The sequence below is a fragment of the Ramlibacter aquaticus genome (genome assembly GCF_015159745.1).
Classification (GTDB): Bacteria; Pseudomonadota; Gammaproteobacteria; order Burkholderiales; family Burkholderiaceae_C; genus Ramlibacter; species Ramlibacter aquaticus.
This window is the reverse complement of the sequence record NZ_JADDOJ010000068.1, coordinates 1-22,982: the sequence shown is the minus strand read 5'-3', so window position 1 is coordinate 22,982 and position 22,982 is coordinate 1. Positions and strand designations below refer to the sequence as shown.

The 22,982-nt window shown below is 73.2% G+C and carries 23 protein-coding genes and 1 riboswitch; of the genes, 14 read left to right on the top strand and 9 right to left on the bottom strand.

What is annotated here, in order from left to right:
- Positions 1-236: 236 nt before the first annotated feature.
- On the top strand, positions 237-1,724 hold the full coding sequence (locus tag IM725_RS20650; protein ID WP_193781453.1) for a hypothetical protein: 1,488 nt from the start codon (positions 237-239) through the stop codon (positions 1,722-1,724).
- 56 nt (positions 1,725-1,780) lie between these two features.
- Positions 1,781-2,314, top strand: a complete 534-nt coding sequence (locus IM725_RS15040; RefSeq protein WP_193781452.1) for an MOSC domain-containing protein — start codon at positions 1,781-1,783, stop codon at positions 2,312-2,314.
- A gap of 22 nt (positions 2,315-2,336) precedes the next feature.
- Here IM725_RS15040 and fghA read toward each other — a convergent pair whose 3' ends face one another.
- Both fghA and IM725_RS15030 read right to left on the bottom strand, forming a co-directional pair.
- Positions 2,337-3,173, bottom strand: coding sequence for an S-formylglutathione hydrolase (fghA, locus tag IM725_RS15035; RefSeq protein WP_193781451.1), 837 nt, complete (start codon positions 3,171-3,173; stop codon positions 2,337-2,339).
- Positions 3,174-3,189: 16 nt separating this feature from the next.
- A complete protein-coding gene (locus tag IM725_RS15030) occupies positions 3,190-4,299 on the bottom strand; it encodes an S-(hydroxymethyl)glutathione dehydrogenase/class III alcohol dehydrogenase (RefSeq protein ID WP_193781450.1) in 1,110 nt (369 codons plus the stop codon).
- 243 nt (positions 4,300-4,542) lie between these two features.
- On the opposite strand from IM725_RS15030, the gene IM725_RS15025 reads away from it, so the two are divergent.
- Both IM725_RS15025 and IM725_RS15020 read left to right on the top strand, forming a co-directional pair.
- Positions 4,543-5,571, top strand: a complete 1,029-nt coding sequence (locus IM725_RS15025) for a patatin-like phospholipase family protein (protein WP_193781455.1) — start codon at positions 4,543-4,545, stop codon at positions 5,569-5,571.
- Between the two features lie 228 nt (positions 5,572-5,799).
- Complete coding sequence (locus IM725_RS15020) at positions 5,800-6,228, top strand: Hsp20/alpha crystallin family protein (protein ID WP_193781449.1); 429 nt, start codon at positions 5,800-5,802, stop codon at positions 6,226-6,228.
- Between the two features lie 25 nt (positions 6,229-6,253).
- Here IM725_RS15020 and IM725_RS15015 read toward each other — a convergent pair whose 3' ends face one another.
- Positions 6,254-6,742: a hypothetical protein gene (locus IM725_RS15015; RefSeq protein WP_193781448.1), complete on the bottom strand. Its 489-nt coding sequence runs from the start codon at positions 6,740-6,742 to the stop codon at positions 6,254-6,256.
- Positions 6,743-7,047: 305 nt separating this feature from the next.
- Positions 7,048-8,208 (bottom strand): DUF4382 domain-containing protein, encoded by a 1,161-nt coding sequence (locus IM725_RS15010; protein ID WP_227753841.1) that lies wholly within the window; start codon positions 8,206-8,208, stop codon positions 7,048-7,050.
- A 285-nt stretch (positions 8,209-8,493) separates the two neighbouring features.
- On the opposite strand from IM725_RS15010, the gene IM725_RS15005 reads away from it, so the two are divergent.
- Both IM725_RS15005 and IM725_RS15000 read left to right on the top strand, forming a co-directional pair.
- The gene (locus IM725_RS15005) at positions 8,494-9,276 is read left to right on the top strand and encodes a 2-keto-4-pentenoate hydratase (protein ID WP_193781447.1); all 783 of its coding nucleotides are present in this window, start codon (positions 8,494-8,496) and stop codon (positions 9,274-9,276) included.
- Between the two features lie 39 nt (positions 9,277-9,315).
- Positions 9,316-9,459: a hypothetical protein gene (locus IM725_RS15000; RefSeq protein WP_193781446.1), complete on the top strand. Its 144-nt coding sequence runs from the start codon at positions 9,316-9,318 to the stop codon at positions 9,457-9,459.
- A gap of 21 nt (positions 9,460-9,480) precedes the next feature.
- Here the strand turns inward: IM725_RS15000 and IM725_RS14995 are convergent, their stop codons facing one another.
- Both IM725_RS14995 and IM725_RS14990 read right to left on the bottom strand, forming a co-directional pair.
- Positions 9,481-9,864 (bottom strand): hypothetical protein, encoded by a 384-nt coding sequence (locus IM725_RS14995; protein ID WP_193781445.1) that lies wholly within the window; start codon positions 9,862-9,864, stop codon positions 9,481-9,483.
- Between the two features lie 119 nt (positions 9,865-9,983).
- Positions 9,984-10,448, bottom strand: a complete 465-nt coding sequence (locus tag IM725_RS14990; protein ID WP_193781444.1) for a tellurite resistance TerB family protein — start codon at positions 10,446-10,448, stop codon at positions 9,984-9,986.
- Between the two features lie 244 nt (positions 10,449-10,692).
- Here IM725_RS14990 and IM725_RS14985 point away from each other — a divergent pair, with 244 nt between their 5' ends.
- Both IM725_RS14985 and IM725_RS14980 read left to right on the top strand, forming a co-directional pair.
- On the top strand, positions 10,693-11,349 hold the full coding sequence (locus IM725_RS14985) for a hypothetical protein (protein ID WP_193781443.1): 657 nt from the start codon (positions 10,693-10,695) through the stop codon (positions 11,347-11,349).
- A gap of 133 nt (positions 11,350-11,482) precedes the next feature.
- Positions 11,483-13,225: a chloride channel protein gene (locus tag IM725_RS14980; protein WP_193781442.1), complete on the top strand. Its 1,743-nt coding sequence runs from the start codon at positions 11,483-11,485 to the stop codon at positions 13,223-13,225.
- A 64-nt stretch (positions 13,226-13,289) separates the two neighbouring features.
- On the opposite strand, the gene IM725_RS14975 is transcribed toward IM725_RS14980, so the two are convergent.
- Complete coding sequence (locus IM725_RS14975; RefSeq protein WP_193781441.1) at positions 13,290-14,141, bottom strand: phytanoyl-CoA dioxygenase family protein; 852 nt, start codon at positions 14,139-14,141, stop codon at positions 13,290-13,292.
- Between the two features lie 141 nt (positions 14,142-14,282).
- Positions 14,283-14,394: riboswitch (TPP riboswitch) on the top strand.
- A 61-nt stretch (positions 14,395-14,455) separates the two neighbouring features.
- Between IM725_RS14975 and thiC the strand changes: the two genes are divergently transcribed.
- The 6 genes from thiC (at position 14,456) to IM725_RS14945 (ending at position 20,414) form a co-directional block, all read left to right on the top strand.
- On the top strand, positions 14,456-16,318 hold the full coding sequence (gene thiC, locus IM725_RS14970; protein ID WP_193781440.1) for a phosphomethylpyrimidine synthase ThiC: 1,863 nt from the start codon (positions 14,456-14,458) through the stop codon (positions 16,316-16,318).
- The gene (locus tag IM725_RS14965) at positions 16,315-17,328 is read left to right on the top strand and encodes an FAD-dependent oxidoreductase (RefSeq protein WP_193781439.1); all 1,014 of its coding nucleotides are present in this window, start codon (positions 16,315-16,317) and stop codon (positions 17,326-17,328) included. The genes thiC and IM725_RS14965 overlap by 4 nt, the downstream gene beginning before the upstream one ends.
- Entirely contained in the window at positions 17,325-17,531 is a 207-nt protein-coding gene (gene thiS / locus IM725_RS14960; protein ID WP_193781438.1) for a sulfur carrier protein ThiS, read from the top strand. Before IM725_RS14965 ends, thiS begins: the two co-directional genes overlap by 4 nt.
- Positions 17,532-17,534: 3 nt before the next feature.
- Entirely contained in the window at positions 17,535-18,311 is a 777-nt protein-coding gene (locus IM725_RS14955; protein ID WP_193781437.1) for a thiazole synthase, read from the top strand.
- Complete coding sequence (gene thiD, locus IM725_RS14950) at positions 18,308-19,912, top strand: bifunctional hydroxymethylpyrimidine kinase/phosphomethylpyrimidine kinase (protein ID WP_193781436.1); 1,605 nt, start codon at positions 18,308-18,310, stop codon at positions 19,910-19,912. Before IM725_RS14955 ends, thiD begins: the two co-directional genes overlap by 4 nt.
- Before the next feature lie 91 nt (positions 19,913-20,003).
- A complete protein-coding gene (locus IM725_RS14945; RefSeq protein ID WP_193781435.1) occupies positions 20,004-20,414 on the top strand; it encodes a hypothetical protein in 411 nt (136 codons plus the stop codon).
- Between the two features lie 30 nt (positions 20,415-20,444).
- On the opposite strand, the gene IM725_RS14940 is transcribed toward IM725_RS14945, so the two are convergent.
- Together IM725_RS14940 and IM725_RS14935 are read right to left on the bottom strand one after the other, a co-directional pair.
- A complete protein-coding gene (locus IM725_RS14940; protein ID WP_193781434.1) occupies positions 20,445-21,698 on the bottom strand; it encodes a D-alanyl-D-alanine carboxypeptidase family protein in 1,254 nt (417 codons plus the stop codon).
- 59 nt (positions 21,699-21,757) lie between these two features.
- Positions 21,758-22,789: a hypothetical protein gene (locus tag IM725_RS14935; protein ID WP_193781433.1), complete on the bottom strand. Its 1,032-nt coding sequence runs from the start codon at positions 22,787-22,789 to the stop codon at positions 21,758-21,760.
- Positions 22,790-22,982: the final 193 nt, after the last annotated feature.

Here is a 22,982-nt window from a genome sequence, read left to right as displayed (position 1 = left end):
GGGAGAGGTCATGGTGCTGATGTCCGGTGGGATGCCGATTGTCGGTCGCCGGCACCGGACCGGCACCGGCCTCGCATCTGCGGGCGGCTGGCCGGCGACGCGGCCTGCGTCAGCCGTCGCGCGCCACGCCGCGGGCTGCCGTCCGACACGCGGCCGCGGCGCCCGGCCGGAACCTGCGGGGGCCTCGTGGCCGCGAGGGTTCCAGCGCGGCGCATGAGCATCCCAGGAGGTTCTGCATGCGCCCGGTTCCCGCTGTCCTCTCCCTGCTCACCGTCGCGGTGGCGCTTTCCGCCTGTGGCGGCGGTGGCGGCTCGGGCCCCACCGCCAGCACCGGGGGCGCCCCGGCGCAGCCTGCCGTGCCCGGGGCGCCCGCCGCGTCCCCGGTGCCTGCACCCGGCACGCCAGGCACATCGCCCGCGCCCGCGCCCGCACCGACGCCGGCGCCGGCGCCCGCGCCAGGGCCGGCCCCGGGCCCTGCGCCCATCCCGGTGCCCGCGCCTGCGCCCGCGCCCAGTCCCGCCGCCTTCTCGCCCTTCACCACCACCGTGGCCAGCGGGCTGCAGGTGGCGCCCGGGGCCGGTCCGGGCACGCTGACGGACGCCGCCGGCCCGCAGGTGGCCCGGCTGGCCGGCGGCGGCTCGGCCGTGGCCTGGATCTCCGGCCACACCCTCATGGCCCAGGTGCTGGACGCCAGCGGCCAGCGCGTGGGCGACGCCACCGCGATCGCGGGCCTGTTCACCCAGGCGCCGCAGTGGCCCTTCGCCGTCGGCGCCCTGGCGGGCGGCGGCTTCGTGGTGGCCTGGCTGGACGAGACCCACCCGGAGCTGGACATGACGCAGTTCGGCACGCCCTACACCCTGCAGTTCGCGCGGCTGGGGCCGCAGGGCGAACTGCTGCAGGGCAGCACCCAGATCGGCGGCCTGCTGGGCCGCTTCGATCCCTGGCTGCAGGTCGTCGGGCGGGCGGACGGCGGCTTCGTGATCGCATCGTCCACGGCCAGCATGGCCGTGATCCAGCCGCTGGATGCGGGCGCGGTGTTCTTCGACGCCCAGGGCCAGCCCACCGGCCAGGGCTTGACCGTGAGCCAGGCGGGCGACGACACGCAGCTGAACCTGGTCGCTCTGGCCGACGGAAGCTGGCTCGCCGCCTGGGTCGGGCTGGTGGAAGGCGCCAGCGGCAGCGTGGTGCGCTTTCGGCACCTGGCCGCCGACGGCACGCCGCTGGATGCGGCGCCGGTGGCTGTGCCGGCCTCCGCCCAGGCCGGGGCCCTGCAGCTGCGGGCGGTGCTGCTGGCGGACGGCGACGTGGCGTTGGCCTGGAAGAGCCTGCTCAATGGCACGACCACGCTGGGCTGGCAGCAGGTCCAGGCCGGCGGCAGCCTGCTGGGCACGCCCGGTTCGCTGGTGGAGCAGCGGCAGGTGAGCGGCCTTGCCCTCGCACCCCAGGCCGGGCCGGGCTTCAGCCTGTTCTACGGCGTGCTCAATGCCTCCAACCGCGGCGAGAGCGCGCAGGTGGTGGACCTCACGCTGGACGGGCAGGGTGCGCTGCTGGCCCAGGGCACGCTGGCCAGCCGCCTGCTGTGGACGGTGTCGCCCACCACGGGCGCGACCACCGGGCCCAGCGGCGGCAGCTTCGGCCTGGGGGCCGGCGCGGACGGGCACTTCGTGCTGGCCACCGAAGCGGGCATCTCGGGCGGAGCCGAGCTGGACGCGCTGGGACAGTAGCCGGCGCGGGCCCGGGGCGCGGCGGCGGCGCGGGCGAGGCCTTAGCATGGCGCCCCATGAACGACCTGCACGCCCTGGCCCGTGAGTTCCCCTTCAGCGGCCGCCTGGACGCGATCTTCCTGCGGCCGGCGCGCGGCCGGGCCGCGCTGGCGGTGCCCTACTGCCAGGCCATCGAGGGCCAGGGCCTGGCGGGCGACCGCAGCGCCGCCGGCCGGGGCGGGGGCAAGCGGCAGGTGACGCTGGTGCAGGCCGAGCATGTGCCGGTGGTGGCCGGCCTGCTGCAGCGGCCCGGGCTGGACCCGGCGCTGCTGCGGCGCAACCTCGTCGTCTCCGGCCTGAACCTGCTGGCCGCGCGCAGCCTGTTTCGCGACCAGCCCCTGCACCTGCTGCTGGGGCCCGAGGTGGTGCTGGAACTGACCGGCCCCTGCGAGCCCTGCTCGAAGATGGAGGCCAGCCTGGGCGCGGGGGCCTACAACGCGCTGCGCGGCCACGGCGGCATGACCGCGCGCGTGCTGCGCGCGGGCCGGCTGGCGGTGGGCCAGGCCGTGGTGTGCCGGGCCGCGGCGCCCGTGGCGATGACGGGCGCCTGAGCGCGCGCGGCCGGGCCGGGCCTCAGCGGCCCAGCGCGTGCGCGTGGTGCTCGAAGTGCTCGCCCAGGAAGGTGGCGACGAAGTAGTAGCTGTGGTCGTAGCCCGGCCGCCGGTGCAGCTGCAGCGGGTGGCCCGCCGCGGCACAGGCGGCCTCCAGCAAGCCGGGGCGCAGCTCGCGGTCCAGGAACTCGTCCGCCAGGCCCAGGTCGATCCGCAGCGGCAGGCGCTCCTCGCGGGGCGCCTTCACCAGTTCCACCGCATCCCAGGCCTTCCAGGCCTCGCGGTCCGGCCCCAGGTAGGCGGCCAGGGCCTTCTCGCCCCAGGGCACCTGCGAGGGCGCGACGATGGGCGCGAACGCCGACACGCTGCGGTAGCGCCCCGGGTGGCGCAGCGCCGTCACCAGGGCACCGTGCCCGCCCATGGAATGGCCCGCGATGGCCCGCGCATCGCTGGCGGGGAAGTGCCGTTCCACCAGCGCGGGCAGCTCCTCGGCCACGTAGTCCTGCATGCGGAAGTGCGGCGCCCAGGGCGCCTGCGTCGCGTTGAGGTAGAAGCCCGCGCCCTGGCCCAGGTCGTAGGCGGGGTCGTCCGCGACGCCCTCGCCGCGCGGGCTGGTGTCGGGCGCGACCACGATGAGCTCGTGGCGCGCCGCGTGGGCCTGCGCGTTCGCCTTGGTGATGAAGTTCTGCTCGGTACAGCTCAGGCCCGAGAGCCAGTAGAGCACCGGGCAGGCTTCGCCGCGCAGCGCGGCGGCCGGCAGGTACACCGCGAATTTCATGTCGCAGCCCAGCGTCGCCGAGCGGTGCTTCCACACCTCCTGGCGGCCGCCGAAGCTGGCGTGCTGTTCGATGCGCTCCATGCGGTCCGCCTTCCGTTCAGTAGTGGACGACGGAGCGGATCGACTTGCCCTCGTGCATCAGGTCGAAGGCCTTGTTGATGTCCGTGAGCGGCATGGTGTGGGTGACGAAGGGCGCCAGCCGGATGCGGCCGGCCATCGCGTCCTCCACCATGCCCGGCAGCTCGGAGCGGCCCTTCACGCCGCCGAAGGCCGTGCCCAGCCAGCGCCGCCCGGTCACCAGCTGGAAGGGTCGGGTGGAAATTTCCTGGCCCGCGCCCGCCACGCCGATGATCACCGACTGGCCCCACCCGCGGTGCGCGCATTCCAGCGCCGCGCGCATCACCTGGGTGTTGCCTATGCACTCGAAGCTGTGGTCCACGCCCCAGCCGGTCATCTCGACGATCACCTGCTGGATGGGCTTGTCGTGGTCCTTGGGGTTCACGCAGTCGGTCGCGCCGAAGGTGCGCGCCAGCTCGAACTTCGCCGGGTTGGTGTCGACCGCGATGATGCGCCCGGCCCCGGCCAGTTGCGCGCCCTGGATCACGGCCAGGCCGATGCCGCCCAGGCCGAACACGGCCACCGAATCGCCGGGCTGCACCTTGGCCGTGTTCTTCACCGCGCCCAGGCCGGTGGTCACGCCGCAGCCCAGCAGGCAGACTTGCTCCGGGTTGGCGTCGGGGCGGATCTTCGCCAGCGAGACCTCGGCCACCACGGTGTACTCGCTGAAGGTGGAGCAGCCCATGTAGTGGTAGACCGGCTGGCCCTGGTAGGAAAAGCGCGTGGTGCCATCGGGCATCACGCCCTTGCCCTGGGTGGCGCGCACGGCCACGCAGAGGTTGGTCTTGCCAGACTTGCAGAACAGGCACTCGCCGCACTCGGCGGTGTACAGCGGGATCACGTGGTCGCCGGGCTTCACGCTGGTCACGCCTTCGCCCACCTCGACCACGATGCCGGCGCCTTCGTGGCCCAGCACGGCGGGAAACAGGCCCTCCGGGTCGTCGCCCGAGAGCGTGAAGGCATCGGTGTGGCACACGCCGGTGTGCGTGATGCGCACCAGCACCTCGCCCTTGCGCGGCGGGGCCACGTCGATCTCGACGACCTGCAGGGGTTGGCCGGCCTGGAAGGCCACGGCGGCGCGTGATTTCATGGGGACATCCTCAGTCTGTGAAGCGCGGGCAGGCCGCGCGGGCGGCGTATTCTGCCGGAGTGTTCCGGCCCGGCCGTCCCGGGCCCGCAAAGGGTGGCTTTGCCGTGGGGTCGTGCGCCGCGGGGAGGTCCGGGGCCCGGGCGATACACTCGTCGGGTGCGTCCCGTTTCCCCCGCGCCCGGCGTGCGCCTGCGCCTCCCGATTCCCTTTCCCGGACTGAACCGGCCGCGCCCCGGGCCTGGCCTGCGGCGCAGGCTCTGCGGCCTCTTCGCAGCGCTCGCCCTGGCGGGCTGTGCCAGCGCGCCGGCCCCCCGCGGCAGCGCCGCGCCGGCGCCGGCCCAGCCGCCCGCAGCGGCTGCGGCCGCTCCCCTGAAGATCGGCATCGCCCTGGGGGGTGGGGCGGCCAAGGGCTTCGCGCACATCGGCGTCATCAAGATGCTGGAGGCCAACGGCCTGGCGCCCGCCGTGGTGGCCGGCACCAGCGCGGGCAGCGTGGTGGGTGCGCTGTACGCCAGCGGCATGAACGCCTTCGAACTGCAGGAAAAGGCCGTTGCCCTGGACGAGGCCCGCATCCGCGACCTGCAGCTCTCGTCCGGCGGCCTGCTGCTGGGCCAGAAGCTGGAGGACTACGTCAACGAGCAGGTCCACCACCAGCCCATGGAGCGCCTGGCCAAGCCCTTCGCCGCCGTGGCCACGCGGCTGGAGGACGGCCAGCGCACGGTGTTCGGCCGTGGCAACACCGGCCAGGCGGTGCGGGCGTCCAGCAGCGTGCCCGGCGTGTTCCAGCCGGTGGCCATCGGCAAGTATCACTTCGTGGACGGCGGCGTGGCCAGCCCCGTGCCGGTGGACGCGGCGCGCCAGCTGGGGGCCGACGTGGTGATCGCGGTGGACATCTCCAGCAAGGCGCGCGGCCAGACGCCCAGCGGCATGCTGGGCACGCTCAGCCAGTCGATCGCGATCATGGGCCAGAAGCTGGGCGAGGCCGAGCTCTCGCGCGCCGACGTCATCGTGCGGCCGCAGGTGCTGGACATGTCGGGCACCGATTTCTCCCAGCGCGCGAACGCGATCCTCGAGGGCGAGAAGGCGGCCCTGGCGGCGATGCCGCAGATCCGCGAGCGCATCGCCCAGGTGCAGGCCGCGCGCGAGCAGGCCAGCCGCCTGGCGCAGCAGAAGGCGGCGCAGGCGGCCCACGAAAGCTGCCTGGCGCAGCGCTCGCGCATGCGCCAGCTGGCCGGCTTCGTGGGCCTGGACGGCGACTGCCCGGCGCCCTGATCCGGGCGGGACGGGGCGGACGCTACCGCAGGGCTGGGCCGGGTGGCCGCCGGGCCAGCCTGCGCTCCTTTTGCGTCAGATCATGGCGCGCGCCCGGCGCCACGCCCACACTGTTCCCCGGGTTGCGGCCCGCTGCCGCTGGCGTTGGGCTGGGGGCCGCCGCTTGCGCAGGGCAGCGCGCCCGGCACGCCGGCGCGCTGCCTCACCTCATCGTCAAGGAGCTGAACCATGAGCAACATCCGACTGCAGGATCCCGCCCTGGGGGATTCGTTCGAGAGCATGATGCGGCGCTTCTTCGCGCCGGTGCGCCTGGGGGGCGACATGCCCAGCGTGGAGATGCGCATCGACCTCGACGAGGCCGACGATGCCTACCACGTGAAGGCCGAGCTGCCGGGCGTGGAGAAGCAGGACATCCAGGTGCGCATCGACGGCAACGTGGTGCGCATCGACGCCCAGGTTCGCAAGGACAAGCAGGAGCAGGGCGACAAGGGCCGCGTGCTCTGCGCCGAGCGCTACTACGGCGCCGTGTCCCGGTCCTTCAGCCTGCCCGTGGACGTGGACGAGGGCCGGGCCCAGGCCCGCTACGCCAACGGCGTGCTCAGGCTGGACCTGCCCAAGAAGGCGGCCGCCGGCTCGCACAAGCTGGCGATCGAGTGAAGGGCCGGGCCGCCGGCCCAGCCCGTCAGTGCACGACGAGGTCCACCCCGGTCACGACGGTGGCATCGACGGTGGACGTCGCCGTCATGGAGACCACCACGGGCGAGGTGTAGGGCCCGGTGACCTGGGTGTTCAGCACCACGCTGGAGGGCGTCACCGAGGTCTCGGTGATCGCCAGCCCGTCGTAGTACACGGTGGTGCCGTCGCCCACCAGGGGGCTGCCGCCCACGCTGAAGCTCCAGTTCACCGGCTCGTTCGCATCGAGCTCGATGGACTGGCCCGCGCTCAGGTCCAGGCTGCCCACCGGGCCGGGCTGGAACACCGTGGCCACGGGCTGGCCCGCCACCACGGCGCTGATGCCCAGGTTCACGGTGTCCACGCCGCCGCCGCCGCAGCCGGCCAGCAGCAGGGCGCTGGCGCTGAAGGCGAGGCCCAGGGCGCCTCGGCGCAGCAGGGCGCGGGGCCCGCCGGAAGCCGGGGCGTGGCGAAATTCGTTGCGTTGCAGTTCAGGCATGGGGGCTCCGTGTGACAGCAGGGGTGGATGGACGCATGGCGGCTGCTGCCATGCGCCTCGGAACCGATTGTGCGAAGCCCAAGCTGAACAGCGCATGAATGGTGGTGCATGGGTCGCGGCTTCAACAGCGAAGGTCGTCTTCGCGGGAGATCGCGAAAACGCCAGAACCCGCAAACTGCCGCGAAGCGGCCGGTGAAGGTATGCAGGCTGCGCCGTCGCGCCTGCGTCCCGCCAAAGAAAAGGCGCCCCGCAGGGCGCCTTGAAGTCGGTACGGGGCCGGGGCGCGCCGTGCGCCCCGCCGCCGCTCAGAAGCCGAAGTTCGTGACCACCGCCGTCGTGGCCGAAATGGTCACCGCGACGCCGGGCTTGCTCACGCCGCCGGAACTGGCGACCAGGCTGTACTTGCCGGCGGCCGAGTTGTCGGGGCTGAAGGCCAGCGCGGTGGCCGTGGCGCTGTAGGCCGCCACCACGGGCGCTGCCGTGGGCAGGCTCATGGCGTAGGCGCCCGTCGTGCCGTCGGCATTCACGCTGAGCACGTCGATCGGGTGGTTGCCCGCCAGCGTCTGCAGCGCATCCACCGTGGCCATGATGGGCGTGGACGGCGTGGTCACCGTGCCGCTCGCCGTGCCGTCGGTGGAGGTGGGCGGGCTGAGCGCGGCGGTCGAGGCGGCCACCGTGGTCACGGTGTCGGTGGTGACGGTCACGCCGGTGATGACGGCCGTGGCATAGCCGGGCGACTCGACCACCAGGTCGTAGGTGCCGGGCGCGACGGGCAGCACGAACTGGCCGCTGGCCAGCGGGGCCGCGCTCTTGACGATGACGCCGTTCTGCTCGGCCGCGACCACGGTGTTGGGCGAAGCGAGGGCGGTGTTCACGTAGCCCGAGATGCCCGAGATGAAGTGCGGCGTGACCGCGATCACGGGCTTGAGCAGGTAGTTGCCGGACGCGCCGGCAGAAACCACCGACTTGCAGGCGTCGAAGTCGAGCACGAAGTCGGCCATCTTGTTGGCGGCGATCGTGATGTCGGCGTTCAGCTTGATGCCGGTCTGCATGCCGCTGGGCACCTTGAGCGGGGTGTCGCTGCCGCCCGTCGGCGTGACGGTGTTGTTGGCGCCCAGCACCAGGCGGATCTGCTGGTACTGGCCGGCCGCCAGGGGAACCTGGCCCAGCGTCTGCAGCACGCCGTTGGTGAGGTTGAGCAGGTCGATGCGCTGGTTGACGTTGATGTCGGTCCAGCCGGCGTCCTGCGGCTGCGCCGTGGCGCTCTGGTGGATGCTGAGCTTCTGCACGTCCACGAAGACGTGGTCGTAGCCGCAGGCCGGCGCGTCGGTCAGGGACATCTGCAGCGTGCCCGTGCCGCTGGCACTGCCTCCGCCGCCACCACCGCAGGCGACCAGCAGGGCCGCGGCCAGGAGGCCCAGCATGCCGACGCCCTTGGCCATCCAGCGTTTCTCGGTTGTTCTCATCAGGTACTCCTCGGTTTCAGGACCCGTCCTTCGCGGCCCCCCGTCAAACCGCAACGCGAAGCTCTTCATGGACGAGACAGGTCTCTATCAAAAATATAGCGTGAACTCAGCGGCCCAAGCCCTTCCGCGGGCGGTCATGGCCTCACTTGCTGGTAAGCCCGTGAGTGTTTGTGTAAGGGGGTGTTAATGTTCTGGCGGGACTGACCGCCGGCTGACGGCCGCACGGCGACACAATGGCCCGGCCGCGCGCATGCGGCGCGTGAGACCCGAACCGAAGGACACACGATGGAAGACCCCGCGTTCGAAGCGGCCCGCCTGCTGGCCGACGGCCTGCGCCATGGCAAACACTTGGAGGTCCTGCCAGCGTCCTGCCGGCCGCTCACGCGCGCCCAGGGCTATGCGGTGCAGGCGCTGTGGCCCGGCTTGCTGGGCGACACCGTGGCCGGCTGGAAGATCGCCGCCACCAGCGCGGCGGGCCAGGCCCACATCGCGGTCACCGGCCCGCTGGCCGGGCCGGTGTTCGCCAGCCGCGTGCAGCCCGATGGCGCGGTGCTCTCGCTCGCCGCCAACCGGATGCGCGTGGCCGAGTGCGAGATCGTGTTCCGCATGGACCGTGCGCTGGCCCCGCGCAGCACGGGCTGGCGCCGCGCCGAGGTGCTGGAGGCCGTGGCCTCGCTGCACCCGGGCATCGAGGCGCCGGATTCGCGCTTTCTCGCGTTCGAGCGCGCCGGCGAGGCCCAGCTGATCGCGGACTGCGCCTGCACCCAGCAGATGGTGGTGGGCGCGGGCGTCGCGCCCGATGAGCGCGTGCACGCGCTGCCCGCGCTGCGCGTTCAGGCGCAGGTCAGCGACGGACGCAGCCCCGAGGGGCTGGGCCGCAACGTGCTGGGCGATCCGGTGGAGGCCCTGGTGTGGCTGGTCAACGAGCTGGGCACGGCCGGGCAGGTGCTGGAGGCCGGCCAGTTCGTGACCACCGGGGCCTGCGTGCCCCCCATCCCCGTGCACGAGGGGCTGCGGGTTCAGGCCGATTTCGGCTGGATAGGCCGGGTCTCCGCGGGCTTTGCCTGAGGCGCGGTTAAGCTGCGGGCAGATTCCAGGAGATTCGAGATGGCCAAGGGCGACCAGCGCAGCAACAAGATGGCGAAGAAACCGAAGAAGGACAACTCGGTGCCCAAGGGCTCGGTGCCTTCCGACCGGCCCTCGCCGCCCACCACCACCGTGATGCCCAAGGGCAAGCTGAAGAACAAGTAGCCGGGCGCGGGCAGGGCCCGCTCAGGCGATCTTGCAGGGCACGGGCTCGTCCTCGTTGTGCAGGTAGGCTGCGCACACGCGGTGGTAGCCGTCGGCCACCAGCACCCGGGCCTCGTTGGGCACCCGCACCAGCAGCACGGGCGAGAGCGCCTTGCCGCGGGCGATCTTCCTGGCCTGGCGCGCCACGTCCGGGTCCTTCCCGGACTTGGGTTGCTGGCCCGAGGCCCGCAGTACGTCCTTGGCCGGAAAGCGCACCAGCGGGGCCTGCTCCAGCGCATGGGTCAGGGCCTGGCCCTGGCGCGGCGCGAAGACCAGCGCGAGGTAGCGCCGCGCGGATTCGAAGTCGTCGGGATCGACGTCGTCCATCCATTTGATGTCGCGATCCTGGTTGCCGCCGTCCTTCATGGCGTCGATTCTGCGTGGGCCGTCCTGCGCCGCGGCTTCGCTGCCGCCGAGCCCGCATGTAGGACGGCAGCCAGAGGCTCCGGGCGCGGCCGTCGCCGGCGTGCCGCCGGCCCCGCGGTTCAGGCCGCGCCCGGCGGCTTGGCCCGCAGCTTGGCGGCGATGTACTCGGGGTGCGAGACGTGCAGCAGGTCCGCCACGCGCGCGATCACCGCGTTCTCGCGTCCGTCCACCTGGCCGTCCGCATAGGCCACGCGCCACATGCTCTCCACCAGCGCGACCTTGTGCTCGTGCGGCAGCTGCTGGTCCAGCGGGTGCGTGAAGCGGAAGTAGTCGTAGGCCGTGCTGGAGGCCTGCTCGGCCTGCGCGATGAGCGGTGCCAGCGCTTCTTCCGGCAGGTCGAACTGCGCCCGCAGGCCGCGCGCCGCAGCCACGCGCTCGGCCGCGGCGATGCCGTCGCTGGCGCGCATCACCTCCACCAGCAGCACGGCCGCGGCCAGCCGCAGGGGCACCGGGTCGGCGAACTCGGAGCGGTCCGCGGCCGGCGCGAAGACCTCGTTGAGGAAGGCGGAAAGAGCGTCCAGCATGAGCGATGGAGACTCGGGGTCTTCCCCAAGTTCCCCCGGCGGCACCGGCACCCGCGGTCCCGCAGGCCCCGCAGAACGATGCTTTGGTATTCAAAGCACAGCGCCGTGGCGCAGCGGCGCGCTCGCCCATGCCCCGGGCCGGCTGACGCGCCGGCACGGATATGGCATGCTGATCCATGGCGGCGGCGCCTCCGGGGCCGTCGGTGCGCACGCCGCAGCCCCCGCAGTACCAGGGAGAGTTCGCATGAGTTTCATTTCGCGCCTGTTCGGGTCGCGCGGCGGCGCCGCGGATCGCGCGCAGGACACGCGCCGAGGTCCCGACAGCGTGCAGGCATCGCGCCTGCCGCCGGCCAACCACGCCATGCGGCGTGAGCTGCTGCGGGTGACCCTTCGCGACACCTTGCGCCGTTGCGGTATCCCGCTCGGCTGGATAGGCGCCGAAGTCCTGAGCGGAAGTTCGCGCGAGGGCCATGTGGGACTGCACTGGCAGCTCTCGGTCAGGCACTGGGACCCGCGCCTGGTGATGCGCATGGTCGCGCTGCAGAACAACCTCGTCAGCCGCCTGCTGGCCGTCGATCCGATGGCGTCGCAGTGGCTGCTCGGCCTGTCCTGGCAGTTCGCGCTGGCCGACGAGTCGGCCTGCCCGCCCTTGCCCCATCCGGGTTCCTGGACCTCCCTGGAGGACACCCCCATGGCGCAGGCGGCCGGTGCTCACCCCGGCGGCGGCTCCGCCGACGTGATCGCCGGGCCCGTGCGCATCGAGGACACCGGCAGCGCGGCGCATGCGGAGCTCGAGCAGCGGCTGGCCGCGCGGGACGCCGACTTCCTGGCCCGGCCGGGCGGCGGCGGCGAGGCCACCGAGCCCATGTACCTGAGCACGCAGCCGGCACGGCTGCGCTGAAGCGGGGGCGGGGCCGCGGCGTTCGCGGCCGGACGCAGCAGGGGAGGGGACGGCCCTGCGTTCTATGTCGTAACCCGATATACTCGCCCGGCTGGCGTGCCCCGTCCCGGGTTGAATCGCGCCTGCCCATCCCATGACGCATCCCCATCGCGGCGACTTCGCGGTCGACGCCCGCCTGCTTCGCATCACGGCCCTGGCCGCGGTGATCGGTGCCCTCAGCACCGTGGCCGCCCGCGTGCTGCTGGACCTGATCCGGTTGTTCACCAACCTCTTCTACTTCCAGCAGTTCTCCATCGCCGACCGGTCCCCCGCGAACCACGCGCTGGGCCTGTGGGCGATCGCCATGCCCGTGGTGGGCGGGCTGCTCGTGGGCCTGATGGCCTTCTACGGTTCCGAGAAGATCCGCGGCCACGGCATCCCCGAGGCCATCGAGGCCATCCTGTTCGGCAAGAGCCGCATGTCGGCCAAGGTGGCCGTGCTCAAGCCGCTGTCCTCGGGCGTCGTGATCGGCAGCGGCGGCCCCTTCGGCGCCGAGGGCCCCATCATCATGACGGGCGGGGCGATCGGCTCGCTGCTGGCCCAGTACTTCCACCTCTCGGCCGCCGAGCGCAAGACGCTGCTGGTGGCCGGGGCCACGGCGGGCATGACGGCCGTCTTCGGCACGCCGCTGGCGGCCGTGCTGCTGGCGGTGGAACTGCTGCTGTTCGAGCTGCGGCCGCGCAGCCTGCTGCCGGTGGCGGTGGCCTGCGCGGTGGCCGGCTTCGCCCGGCCGCTGCTCATGGGCTCGGGCCCGCTGTTCCCCCTGCAGACGGCGCTGCCCGGCCCGGCCACGCTGGTCTGGTGCCTGCTGGCCGGCCTGCTGTCGGGCGCGCTCGCGGCCGGGCTCTCGCTGTCGCTCTACCGCGTGGAGGACCTGTTCGGTTCGCTGAAGCTGCACTGGATGTGGTGGCCCGCGCTGGGCGGCCTGGCCGTGGGGCTGGGCGGCGTGCTGCAGCCGCGCGCGCTGGGCGTGGGCTACGACGTCATCGGCGACCTGCTGCACAACCACATGGCGCTGGACATGGTGCTGGCGCTGCTGGCGGTGAAGGCGGTGATCTGGGTGATCGCGCTGGGCTCGGGCACCTCGGGCGGCGTGCTGGCCCCGCTGCTCATGATGGGTGCGGGCCTGGGCGCAGCGCTGTCGCACCTGATCCCCGGCAGCGACCCGCTGCTGTGGCCGTTGGTGTGCATGGCCGCGACCCTGGGCGGCACCATGCGCGCCCCGCTGACGGCGACCGTGTTCGCCTTCGGCCTGACGAACGACGTGAACGCCCTGCTGCCGCTGCTCGCGACCTCGGCCACCGCCTACGGCTTCACCGTGCTGACCATGCGGCGTTCCATCCTGACCGAGAAGATCGCGCGGCGCGGCTACCACATCTACCGCGAGTACGGCGTGGACCCGCTGGAGCGGCATGTGGTGGAGGAGATGATGACGCGCCAGGTGCAGACCCTGGACGCCAGCCTCACGCCGGCGCAGGCCCTGCAGAGCCACTTCGGCCCGCGCCAGGCGCACCGCGCCTTCCCTGTGGTGCACGGGGCCGCGGTGGTGGGCATCGTGGACCGCGACGCCATCCGCCGCGCCGGCGCCGCGGGCGAGGCCACGCTGGGCGCCGTGTGCGCCGGCCGCGAGCTGGTCATCGCCTGCCTGGGCGAGAACTGCCGCTCGGTGGCCAGCCGCATGGCCCGCCACGGCCTGGAGCGCCTGCCGGTGGTGAAGGACCCGCAGTCGCTGGAGCTGGTCGGCATCGTGGCCCGCAGCGACCTCATCAAGCCCGCCGTCGTGCACTACGACGAAGAGGAAAAGCGCGAGCGCCTGCTGGGCCAGGGCGCGGCCTGAGGCGCAGCGCGCTGGAGGGCCGAGCCCGGCCGCCGGGCGCCGCCGCCTGCCGCGAGCCCGCCCCTCAGCCGGGGCCGGCCATCACCAGCCCTTCGATGCGGTGCTTCTGCACGATGGGCACCAGCGTGTCCACCACCCGGCAGGCCAGGTGCGCCCGGGCCTGCGCCGGCAGGGCCTCGTAGGCCTCGCGCGTGAACATCATGTCGTGCAGGGCGGCATGACCGGCCCCGGGCGCGTCCACGCCCAGCACCAGCACCGGCCGGCACACCGGCGAGGCGTGCGCCGTGCCGCGGTGGATGGTGAGCGCCGAACGGCAGCTCAGGTCGCCCGCGCGTGGAAACTTGCGCACGGCCAGCGACGCGTAGCGCTGCGCCTGCGACGCCGGCGGGAACATGCCGCCCGGCCAGTCGCGCCCGTCCTCCCATTGCGTGCCGTGCGCCACCTCCAGCGGGCCCATGTCGGGCGTCACGTCGACACCGGTCAGGTTGAAGGCCAGGGAGGTGATGCGGCGGCCCTCGAAGGACTCGAGGGGCGAGGGAAAGTCGCGGTGCCAGGGCTGGAAGGCCGCGCCCTGGAAGGGCACGTCCAGGCCGATCTCCACGATCTCGTAGCGCGGGCCCAGCACGGCCTCGCACATGGCGGTGAGCCAGGGGTGGGTGACCAGGTCCGCGAAGCCGCGGAAGGCCTGCGGATGCGCCTCCACGTACCAGCGCCGCGGCCCGCGCCCTACGGCGCCGCCCGGACGTTGTATGGCCTCCCAGAAGGCCGACATCATGTCCTCGCGCAAGGCCTCGGCCCACTCGCGGCTGAAGGCGCCCGGACAGGCGGTGATGCCGTCGCGGTGCAGGTCCTGCACGGCACGGTCGGTGCCGGCGAGGGCGGGGGCTGCGGCGAAGGCGAGGGGCGTGCTGCTCATGGGTGCGCACGGTACAGCTGCCTTCGCGCGCGGGCCGCGGCTCACATCCGGAAACGCTGATTTGGCCGCCGTGCGTGAAAAAGCCCGCGCGGGGCCTTGCGTGGCGACGGGCCTGCAGGGCGCGGGGCCGCGGGTATACTGCGGCCCGCTCCGGGGTGCGGGCGGCCAAGTGGCCGTCCCGCTGAGATGGTGAAGCCAAACCCGTGAACTTGAACCGGTTCGTACCGGCGTAAGAAGAGCCAGGCCAGAGGACCCCCACGCGGGGTCGTCGTGCCATCTCCTTCGGAGCACCTTGCAGTTTCCAAAGGAATGGCATGAACGCTCCCGACTCGCTCGCCCACCTGCTCGCGCTCACCCGCGAGCCCTTCCCCGCCTCCACCAAGGTCCACCTCCAGGGCCAGCTGCATCCGCAGCTTCGCGTGCCCATGCGCGAGGTGAAGCTCAGCAATGGCGAATCGGTGTCCCTGTACGACACCTCGGGGCCCTACACGGACCCGGCGGCGGCCATCGACGTGCGTGCCGGCCTGCCCGCGCTGCGCGCGCCCTGGCTGGAGGCGCGCGGCGACACCGAGCCCTACCCGGGCCGGCTGCGGCAGGGGCTGGACGACGGCGTGCGCAGCGACGGGCGCGAGGCCGGCCGCACGGCCGAACTGCGGGCCCAGGCCCAGGGCCTGCAGCGCACGCCGCGGCGTGCCCGCCCCGGTGCCAACGTGACCCAGATGCACTACGCGCGGCGCGGCATCGTCACGCCCGAGATGGAGTTCGTGGCCCTGCGCGAGAACGGCCGGCGGGAATGGATGGCCGAGTACCTGGCGGACACCGAACGGGCGCAGCGCCTGCGCGGCAACCCCCTGGGCGCCACCATCCCCGAGATCATCACGCCCGAGTTCGTGCGCGACGAGGTGGCGCGCGGCCGCGCGGTCATCCCGGCCAACATCAACCACCCCGAGATCGAGCCCATGGCGATCGGGCGCAACTTCCGCGTGAAGGTCAACGCCAACATCGGCAACTCGGCTGTCACCTCGGGCATCGAGGAGGAGGTGGAGAAGCTGGTGTGGGCGATCCGCTGGGGCGCCGACACGGTGATGGACCTGTCCACCGGCCGCAACATCCACACCACGCGCGACTGGATCCTGCGCAACTCGCCCGTGCCCATAGGCACGGTGCCCATCTACCAGGCGCTGGAGAAGGTGGGCGGCATCGCCGAGGACCTGAGCTGGGCGGTGTTCCGCGACACGCTCATCGAGCAGGCCGAGCAGGGCGTCGACTACTTCACCATCCACGCCGGCGTGCGCCTGCCCTTCATCCCGATGACGGCGAAGCGGCGCACCGGCATCGTCTCGCGCGGCGGCTCCATCCTGGCCAAGTGGTGCATCGCCCACCACCGGGAGAACTTCCTCTACGAGCACTTCGACGAGATCTGCGAAATCATGAAGGCCTACGACGTCAGCTTCTCGCTGGGCGACGGCCTGCGGCCCGGCTCGGGCGCGGACGCCAACGACGAGGCCCAGTTCGCCGAGCTGCGCACCCTGGGCGAGCTCACGCAGGTGGCCTGGAAGCACGACGTGCAGGTCATGATCGAGGGGCCCGGCCACGTGCCGCTGCACATGATCCAGGCCAACATGGACGAGCAGCTGAAGCACTGCCACGAGGCGCCGTTCTACACCCTGGGCCCGCTCACCATCGACATCGCGCCCGGCTACGACCACATCGCCAGCGCCATCGGCGCGGCGATGATCGGCTGGTTCGGCACGGCCATGCTGTGCTACGTCACGCCCAAGGAGCACCTGGGCCTGCCCGACCGCGAGGACGTGAAGCAGGGCCTGGTCGCCTACAAGATCGCGGCCCACGCCGCGGACGTGGCCAAGGGCCACCCGGCGGCCCGGGCGCGCGACGAGGCGCTGTCCAAGGCGCGCTTCGAGTTCCGCTGGCAGGACCAGTTCAACCTCGCGCTGGACCCGGAGACGGCCCGCGACTTCCACGACGAGACGCTGCCGGCCGACGGCGCCAAGGTGGCGCACTTCTGCTCCATGTGCGGCCCGAAGTTCTGCTCCATGAAGATCAGCCAGGACGTGCGCGAGTTCGCCGCGGCGCAGGAAGGCATGGCCGCCAAGAGCCAGGAGTTCAAGGCCGCCGGGGGCGAGATCTACGTGCCCGTGCCGCGGGCCGGGCGATGAGGGCGGGCATCGCCGGCGCCGGCCTGCTGGGCCGGCTGCTGGCCCTGGAGCTGTCGGCGGCCGGGCATGCGGTGACGCTGTTCGACCCCGCGCCCGATGCGCAGGCGCGGGGCGCCGCCGGCTGGACGGCCGCCGGCATGCTCAGCCCCGTGGCCGAGCTGGAGTCGGGCGACGTGCATGCCCTGGGCATGCGTTCGCTGGCGCTCTGGCCGGGCATCGTGGCGCGCCTCGCGCAGCCGGTGGAACTCGAGTTCCAGGGCAGCCTGCTGCTGGCGCACCGCGGCGACGAGGGCGCGGCCCAGCGCGTGCTGGGCCTGCTGGCGGCCCGCGCGCCACGCGAAGCCGCGCCGCAGCCCCTGGCCGCCGCGGCCCTGCAGTCGTTGGAGCCCTCGGTGCAGGGCCCGGCCCACGCCTGGCTGTTGCGTGGCGAAGGCCGCATCCACACCGTGCAGGCCATGGCCGCGCTGGCGCAGACGGTGCTGGCGCAGGGCGTGCAGTGCCGCTGGGGCACGGCCGTGGACGCCGTCGAGCCCGGCCGCATCGAGGCCGGCGGCGCCACGCAGCACTTCGACTGGGTGTTCGACACCCGGGGCGTGGGCGCCCGGCCGCAGATGCCCGTGCGCGGGGTGCGCGGCGAGATCTTCTGGCTCGATGCGCCCGAGGTCACGCTGCGTCGGCCGCTGCGCCTGCTGCACCCGCGCCACCGCGTCTACCTGGTGCCGCGCGGCGGCGGCCGGGTGCTGGTGGGCGCCAGTGAGATCGAGAGCGAGGACCGCAGCCCGGTCTCGCTGCGCAGCACCGTGGAGCTGCTGGCCGCCGCCCACAGCGTGGTGCCCGCGCTGGCCGAGGCGCGCATCGTGCACAGCGAGAGCCAGCTGCGGCCGGCCCTGCCGGACAACCTGCCGCGCATCGAGGCCCGGCCGGGCCTGACCCGCATCAACGGGCTGTTCCGCCATGGCTGGCTGCTGGCGCCGGCCCTGGTGCAGGACGCGCTGGAGGGCCTGCGATGAGCATCACGGTGCACTTCAACGGCCAGGCGACGCACCTGCCCGCGGGCAGCACGCTGGCGGCCCTGCTGGCGCAGCAGGGCCTCGCGCCCACCCAGGTCGCCACCGCGGTGAACGCCGAGTTCGTGCCGCGCGACGCGCGCTGCGCCTGCGTGCTGCGCGAGGGCGACCAGGTCCTCACGTTCCAACCCATCACCGGAGGCTGAGCCATGGGCTTTCACATCGGCGGCGTCGAGATCGGCAGCCGCTTCTTCCTGGGCACGGCAGGCTACCCCTCGCCGGCCGTCCTCCAGGAGGCGATCGCCGCCTCGGGCACCGGCGTGGTCACCGTCGGCCTGCGCCGGCAGCTCGCGGGCGAGGGCGTGGCCGGCGATTTCTATGCCATGGTGCGCGCGAGCGGCGCGCGCCTGTTGCCCAACACCGCCGGCTGCCGCTCCGCCCGCGAGGCCGTGGCCCTGGCGCGCATGGCGCGCGAATTGTTCGACACGCACTGGATCAAGCTCGAGGTGGTCGGCGACGAGCACACGCTGCAGCCGGATGCCTTCGAGCTGGTCGAGGCGGCGCGCACGCTGGCCGCCGAGGGCTTCGAGGTCTTCCCCTACTGCACCGACGACCTGGTGGCCTGCCAGCGCCTGCTGGACGCCGGCTGCCGCGTCCTGATGCCCTGGGGCGCGCCCATAGGCTCCGGCCAGGGCCTGCTCAACCCCTGGGCGCTGGCCACCCTGCGCGAGCGGCTGCCCGACGTGCCGCTGGTCATCGACGCCGGCATCGGCCGCCCCAGCGATGCGGCGCAGGCGCTGGAGATGGGCTTCGACGCGGTGCTGCTCAATTCGGCGGTCGCCCAGGCGCATGACCCGGTGCGCATGGCGCGCGCCTTCCGCCAGGCCGTCGAGGCCGGCCGCCTGGCCTGGGAGGCGGGCATCATGGCGCGCCAGTCCATGGCCGTGCCCACCACGCCGGTGACGGGCCGGCCCTTCCTGCTGTGAGCGCGGCCGCAGCCCCCCTGGTGTGGAGCGTGGCCGGCTCGGACAGCGGCGGCGGTGCCGGGCTGCAGGCCGACCTGCGCGCCTTCGACGCCTTTGGCCTGCACGGCTGTACCGCGGTGGCCGCGCTCACGGCGCAGAACTCCGTCGCGGTGGAGCGCATCGAGGCCGTGGACCCGTCCATGCTGGACGCGCAGCTGGCCGCGCTCGCGCACGACATGCCGCCGGCCGCCATCAAGCTCGGCATGCTGGGCAGCGCCGCCAATGCCGCGGTGGTGGCCGGCTGGGTGGATCGTCTGCGCGCGCGCGACCCGGACCTTGCCCTGGTGGTGGACCCGGTGCTGCGCGCGAGCACCGGCGCCTCCTTCGCCGGCGAGTCGCTGATGCGGGCGTACCGCGAACTGCTGCTGCCGCGGGCCACGCTGCTCACGCCCAACCGGGCCGAGGCGCAGGCCCTGCTCGGTGGCGAGCTGCGGGTGGACGGCCTCGCCGGCGCCTGCCGTGCGGCCCGGCGCCTGCGGGCCGCCGGGGCCGGGGCCGTCGTGGTCACCGGCGGCGACGACGGCGGCGCGGACAGCGTGGACTGGCTGGACAGCGCGCTGGCCGAAGGCGCGCTGGGGTTGCCGCGCGTCGCGACGCAACACAACCACGGCACCGGCTGCGTCTTTGCCGCGTCCGCGGCGGCCGCGCTGGCGCTGGGCTTCGCCGCCCCGGATGCCGCCGTGCTGGCCAAGATGGCCACCACCCGCGCGCTGCAGCACGCGGGCCCCGCCGGCGCGGGCGCCGGGCCGGTGCGCCCGCGCGAGGGCTTTGCGCTCGCGCCTGGCGGCCTGCCCACCCTGCACGCGCCCGGCATGGGCTGGCCGCAGGGGCCGTTCGCGGCCCTGGCCCAGCCGGCGATGGGCCTGTACGCGGTGGTGGACAGCGCGGCCTGGGTGCAGCGCGTGCTCGAGGCCGGCGTGCGCACCGTGCAGCTGCGCATCAAGCAGGGCGACGCGCAGGCGCTGCGCCAGCAGGTGCGCGAGAGCGTCGCGGCCGCACGCGCGGCGGGCGCCCAGCTCTTCATCAACGACCATTGGCAGCTCGCGATGGAGGAGGGCGCCTACGGGGTGCACCTGGGCCAGGAGGACCTGGCCGGCGCGGACCTGCCCGCCCTGCAGGCGGCGGGCCTGCGGCTGGGCATCAGCACGCACGCGCCCTGGGAAGTGGCCCGGGCCCTGGCCCTGCAGCCCAGCTACCTGGCCTGCGGCCCGGTGCATGCCACCAACGCCAAGGCCATGCCCTGGCGGCCGCAGGGCGAAGGCAACCTGCGCTGGTGGTGCAGCGTGCTCGACCGGCCCGTGGTGGCCATCGGCGGCATCGATGCGCCACGCGCCGAGGCCGCCGCGCGCTGCGGCGCGGCGGGCGTGGCGGTGATACGCGCGGTCACCGGCGCCGGGGACACGGCGGGCGTCGTGGCGGCGCTGCAGCAGGCCATCGCCCGCGGCGCGGCGCAGCACCCGCCCGCGCCCCCGCTGCTGCCGCGTTCTACGCTCTCGCCGCGCGCTGCGCGGGCGCACGGCCTGCCGGGCATGACCGCGACCACAACGCCTGGTAGCGATTGAAACGCGGCGGCGCCCGCACGGCCCGCGCAAACGCCGGATGATGGCTGGACGTCACCGGGGGCAGATCATGAAGCGCGTGTTGCATGGGGTTGTGAGGCTGGCGCCGCTGGCGCTGGCGGCCTTGCTGGCGGCCTGCGGCGGTGGCGGCGATGCCGTCAACAGCTCGCTCCAGCTGGGCGTGGTGGTGGCCGGCCAGCCGGCCCCTCCGATCGCCTGGGGCCAGCCCACCAGCCTGGCCATCCTGGCCGGGCAATCGGTGGAGCTGGACGCCAACGAGCCGGTGCAGTGGGCCTTCAGCGTCAACGGCAGCCCGCTGTTCGCCTCGGGCACCACGGTCGTGGTCCAGGGGGTCAGCATCACGCAGGCCGACCTCAGCCCCTCGCGCGTGGTGCTGCAGACCTCCTTCGACGGGCCCACGCAGCTGCCCATCTTCGTCACCCTCACGGCGACTTCCACCATCGACCTGGCGCAGGTCGCGACCGTGGACCTCCAGCTGCAGTGACGGCGGGCCGCGCGGCGGCCCACGCCCTGCTTACTTGCGGAACAGGCGCGTGACCTGTTGCCAGGTGCGGCCGAAGAAGCCGGCGCGCTCCACCTCGGCCTGGGCCACCAGCGGGGCCTCGCCGACCGTCTTGCCGTTGGAGGTCGCGACGACCTTGCCGATCACGGCGCCCTTGGCCACGGGCGCCTCCAGCTCGGGCTTGAGCTGCACGGCGGTCTGCACCTGCTGGCCGCGCGGCACCACCAGCGTCCAGGGCGCCTGCAGCACCGCGGGCACGGTCTCGGCCTTGCCGTACTTCACCTGGGCCGTGCCCACCGTGGTGTTGGGCTGAATCGGCGTCGCCTTCTCGAAGCTGCTGAAGCCCCAGCCCAGCAGGGCGCGCGTCTCGTCCGCCCGCGCCTGCGCACTGTGGGTGTTGAGGATCACGGTGATCAGCCGCATGCCGTTGCGGTGCGAGGAGGTGACCAGGCAGTAGCCGGCTTCCTCGGTGTGGCCGGTCTTCAGGCCGTCCACGCTGGGGTCGGTGTAGAGCAGGGCGTTGCGGTTGCCCTGCTTGATGCCGTTGTACTTGAAGTCGCGCTCGGCGTAGATCGGGTAGTAGTCGGCGCTGTCGTGGATGATCGCGCGGGCCAGGATCGCGAGGTCGCGCGCGGAGGCCTTGTGCGCCGGGTCGGGCAGGCCGGTCGGGTTGACGAAGTGCGTGTGCGTCATGCCCAGGCGCTGCGCCTCGGCATTCATCAGCTTGGCGAAGCCCTCCTCGGAGCCGGCCATGTGCTCGGCGATCGCCTTGGACGCGTCGTTGCCCGACTGGATGATGATGCCGCGCAGCAGGTCGATCACCGTCGCCTGGCTGTTCAGCGGCAGGTACATGCAGGACTCGGTGCTGGAGCCGCGGCACCAGGCGTTCTGGCTCACGGTGACCAGGTCGGTCTGCTTGAGCTTGCCGGCGCGCAGCGCCTGCTCGACCAGGAAGCTGGTCATCATCTTGGTCAGCGAGGCCGGCGGCAGCGGCTCGTCGGCGTTGGCCGAGGCCAGCACCTGGCCCGAGTCGTAGTCCATCAGCAGCCAGGCCTTGGCCGGCAGCGACGGCGCGCCCGAGGCGACGGCGGTGTCGGCCGGCAGGCCGGGCTCGGCCGGCGCGGCCTGCGCCTCGGCCTTCTTGTGGGCCGGGGCGGCGTGCCGGGCCTTGGGGTGGGTGGCGGCGAGCGAGGGCGCCGCGGGCGACAGGGCACCGGCCGCGATGGCCAGGGCCGCGGAAAGAGTGGGAATGAGCTTGTGCGACATAGGGTTCAGGGGAGCGGCCCCGATTGTCGCGGATCGCCGGGGCGGATCGCCGGAAAAACTCAGCGTCCGCGCACCGGGAACTCATCCATGCCGCGCTGCGCCAGCGAGGCCGGCACGGTGTAGTCGCCAGGCGGCCGGGTGATGGGGCTGCTGTCGATGTCGCGCCCATCGCCGCCGAAGTTCGCGTTCACCGCCTTGGTCGGCGAGGTGGTGATGCTGCCGGCGAAGTACAGGCACGCCAGGTCGTGCGCGAGCGGCGCCTCCGCCAGGCCGCAGCGCACCTGCAGCTGCGTGAAGGTCGAGGGCTCGGAGGCCAGTTCGCGCACCAGCAGCAGCTGCGTGTCGCTGAACCACTTGAGCGGCACCTTGGGCGGCCCGCGGAAGTAGATGGGCGCTTCGCGGTAGCGGCCCGGCAGCAGCGGGTCGCGGGTGCGGCGCGCGTAGGTCCAGGCGAGCTCCGCCGGGCTCACGGGCATGAAGCCGCCGGGCGGCGCCAGGTCCTGGTTGTTGCGCACCACCCAGCGCGCGCCGGCGAAGTCCTCGGGGCGTGCGTCGCGGGCGATGCCGCCGCGGCCCTTGCGGAAGTCCAGCACCGCCAGCAGCGTGTCGTCGCGGGTGACGTGGAAGCTGCCGTGCCGCAGCTTCGCGCCCAGGGTCACCACCTCGCGGCCCAGCGCGAACTGCACGGTGACCGGCCACAGCCAGCGCTCGAGCTGCAGCAGCATCTGCTGGACGCTGGCCGCGTCGTCGATGGCGAAGGTGCACAACGGCTCGATCTCGGGCGCGGCCAGGGGCAGGGCGAAGGCGATGGGCCGCGTGGACTGGGCCGGGTCCAGCAGCACCGGCGCGTCGCCCGCCTGCGCCGGCGCGATGCGCAGCGAGGTCGCGTGTTCCATCTGCACCTGGCGGCCGTTCACGGCCCAGGCGTCGGCCTGGTCCAGGCCGGACAGGGCCCACTCGCCCACCGCGCCGCAGCCGGCCACGGCCTGGGCCAGGCGCTGGCGCTGGCGCTGCGCGTGGTCGAAGCCCACGATGCCGAGTTTCAGCAGCGGCCGCTCGGCGCCCGTGACAGGACGTTCAGCGCTGCCCATTGCCGACCGGCCCGCGCGCAAGCTTGCAGAAACTCACCCTGAACTGCCTTTTTATTGAAGTGTCGTATGACAAACCTTGTAACAGTGCCACAGTCCCGACACAGGTGTAAAGGCCGTGGACACGGCAGCCCACGGGGCATGTATGCAAAACGCACGCACATCACGTGTGCGTGTCGCTGCGCCGCAACGGGGC

Excerpts from the sequence above, each read along its gene's own strand:
- IM725_RS15020 (WP_193781449.1), top strand. The coding sequence starts at position 5,800 with ATGAGCAACATCCGACTGCAGGATCCCGCCCTGGGGGATTCGTTCGAG.
- IM725_RS14990 (WP_193781444.1), bottom strand. The coding sequence starts at position 10,448 with ATGCTGGACGCTCTTTCCGCCTTCCTCAACGAGGTCTTCGCGCCGGCC.
- IM725_RS15015 (WP_193781448.1), bottom strand. The coding sequence starts at position 6,742 with ATGCCTGAACTGCAACGCAACGAATTTCGCCACGCCCCGGCTTCCGGC.
- IM725_RS15040 (WP_193781452.1), top strand. The coding sequence starts at position 1,781 with ATGAACGACCTGCACGCCCTGGCCCGTGAGTTCCCCTTCAGCGGCCGC.
- IM725_RS14975 (WP_193781441.1), bottom strand. The coding sequence starts at position 14,141 with ATGAGCAGCACGCCCCTCGCCTTCGCCGCAGCCCCCGCCCTCGCCGGC.
- IM725_RS14940 (WP_193781434.1), bottom strand. The coding sequence starts at position 21,698 with ATGTCGCACAAGCTCATTCCCACTCTTTCCGCGGCCCTGGCCATCGCG.
- IM725_RS14995 (WP_193781445.1), bottom strand. The coding sequence starts at position 9,864 with ATGAAGGACGGCGGCAACCAGGATCGCGACATCAAATGGATGGACGAC.
- IM725_RS14980 (WP_193781442.1), top strand. The coding sequence starts at position 11,483 with ATGACGCATCCCCATCGCGGCGACTTCGCGGTCGACGCCCGCCTGCTT.
- IM725_RS14965 (WP_193781439.1), top strand. The coding sequence starts at position 16,315 with ATGAGGGCGGGCATCGCCGGCGCCGGCCTGCTGGGCCGGCTGCTGGCC.
- IM725_RS14935 (WP_193781433.1), bottom strand. The coding sequence starts at position 22,789 with ATGGGCAGCGCTGAACGTCCTGTCACGGGCGCCGAGCGGCCGCTGCTG.
- IM725_RS15005 (WP_193781447.1), top strand. The coding sequence starts at position 8,494 with ATGGAAGACCCCGCGTTCGAAGCGGCCCGCCTGCTGGCCGACGGCCTG.
- IM725_RS14955 (WP_193781437.1), top strand. The coding sequence starts at position 17,535 with ATGGGCTTTCACATCGGCGGCGTCGAGATCGGCAGCCGCTTCTTCCTG.
- IM725_RS15000 (WP_193781446.1), top strand. The coding sequence starts at position 9,316 with ATGGCCAAGGGCGACCAGCGCAGCAACAAGATGGCGAAGAAACCGAAG.
- IM725_RS20650 (WP_193781453.1), top strand. The coding sequence starts at position 237 with ATGCGCCCGGTTCCCGCTGTCCTCTCCCTGCTCACCGTCGCGGTGGCG.
- thiS (WP_193781438.1), top strand. The coding sequence starts at position 17,325 with ATGAGCATCACGGTGCACTTCAACGGCCAGGCGACGCACCTGCCCGCG.
- fghA (WP_193781451.1), bottom strand. The coding sequence starts at position 3,173 with ATGGAGCGCATCGAACAGCACGCCAGCTTCGGCGGCCGCCAGGAGGTG.
- thiC (WP_193781440.1), top strand. The coding sequence starts at position 14,456 with ATGAACGCTCCCGACTCGCTCGCCCACCTGCTCGCGCTCACCCGCGAG.
- IM725_RS15030 (WP_193781450.1), bottom strand. The coding sequence starts at position 4,299 with ATGAAATCACGCGCCGCCGTGGCCTTCCAGGCCGGCCAACCCCTGCAG.
- IM725_RS15010 (WP_227753841.1), bottom strand. The coding sequence starts at position 8,208 with ATGAGAACAACCGAGAAACGCTGGATGGCCAAGGGCGTCGGCATGCTG.
- IM725_RS14985 (WP_193781443.1), top strand. The coding sequence starts at position 10,693 with ATGAGTTTCATTTCGCGCCTGTTCGGGTCGCGCGGCGGCGCCGCGGAT.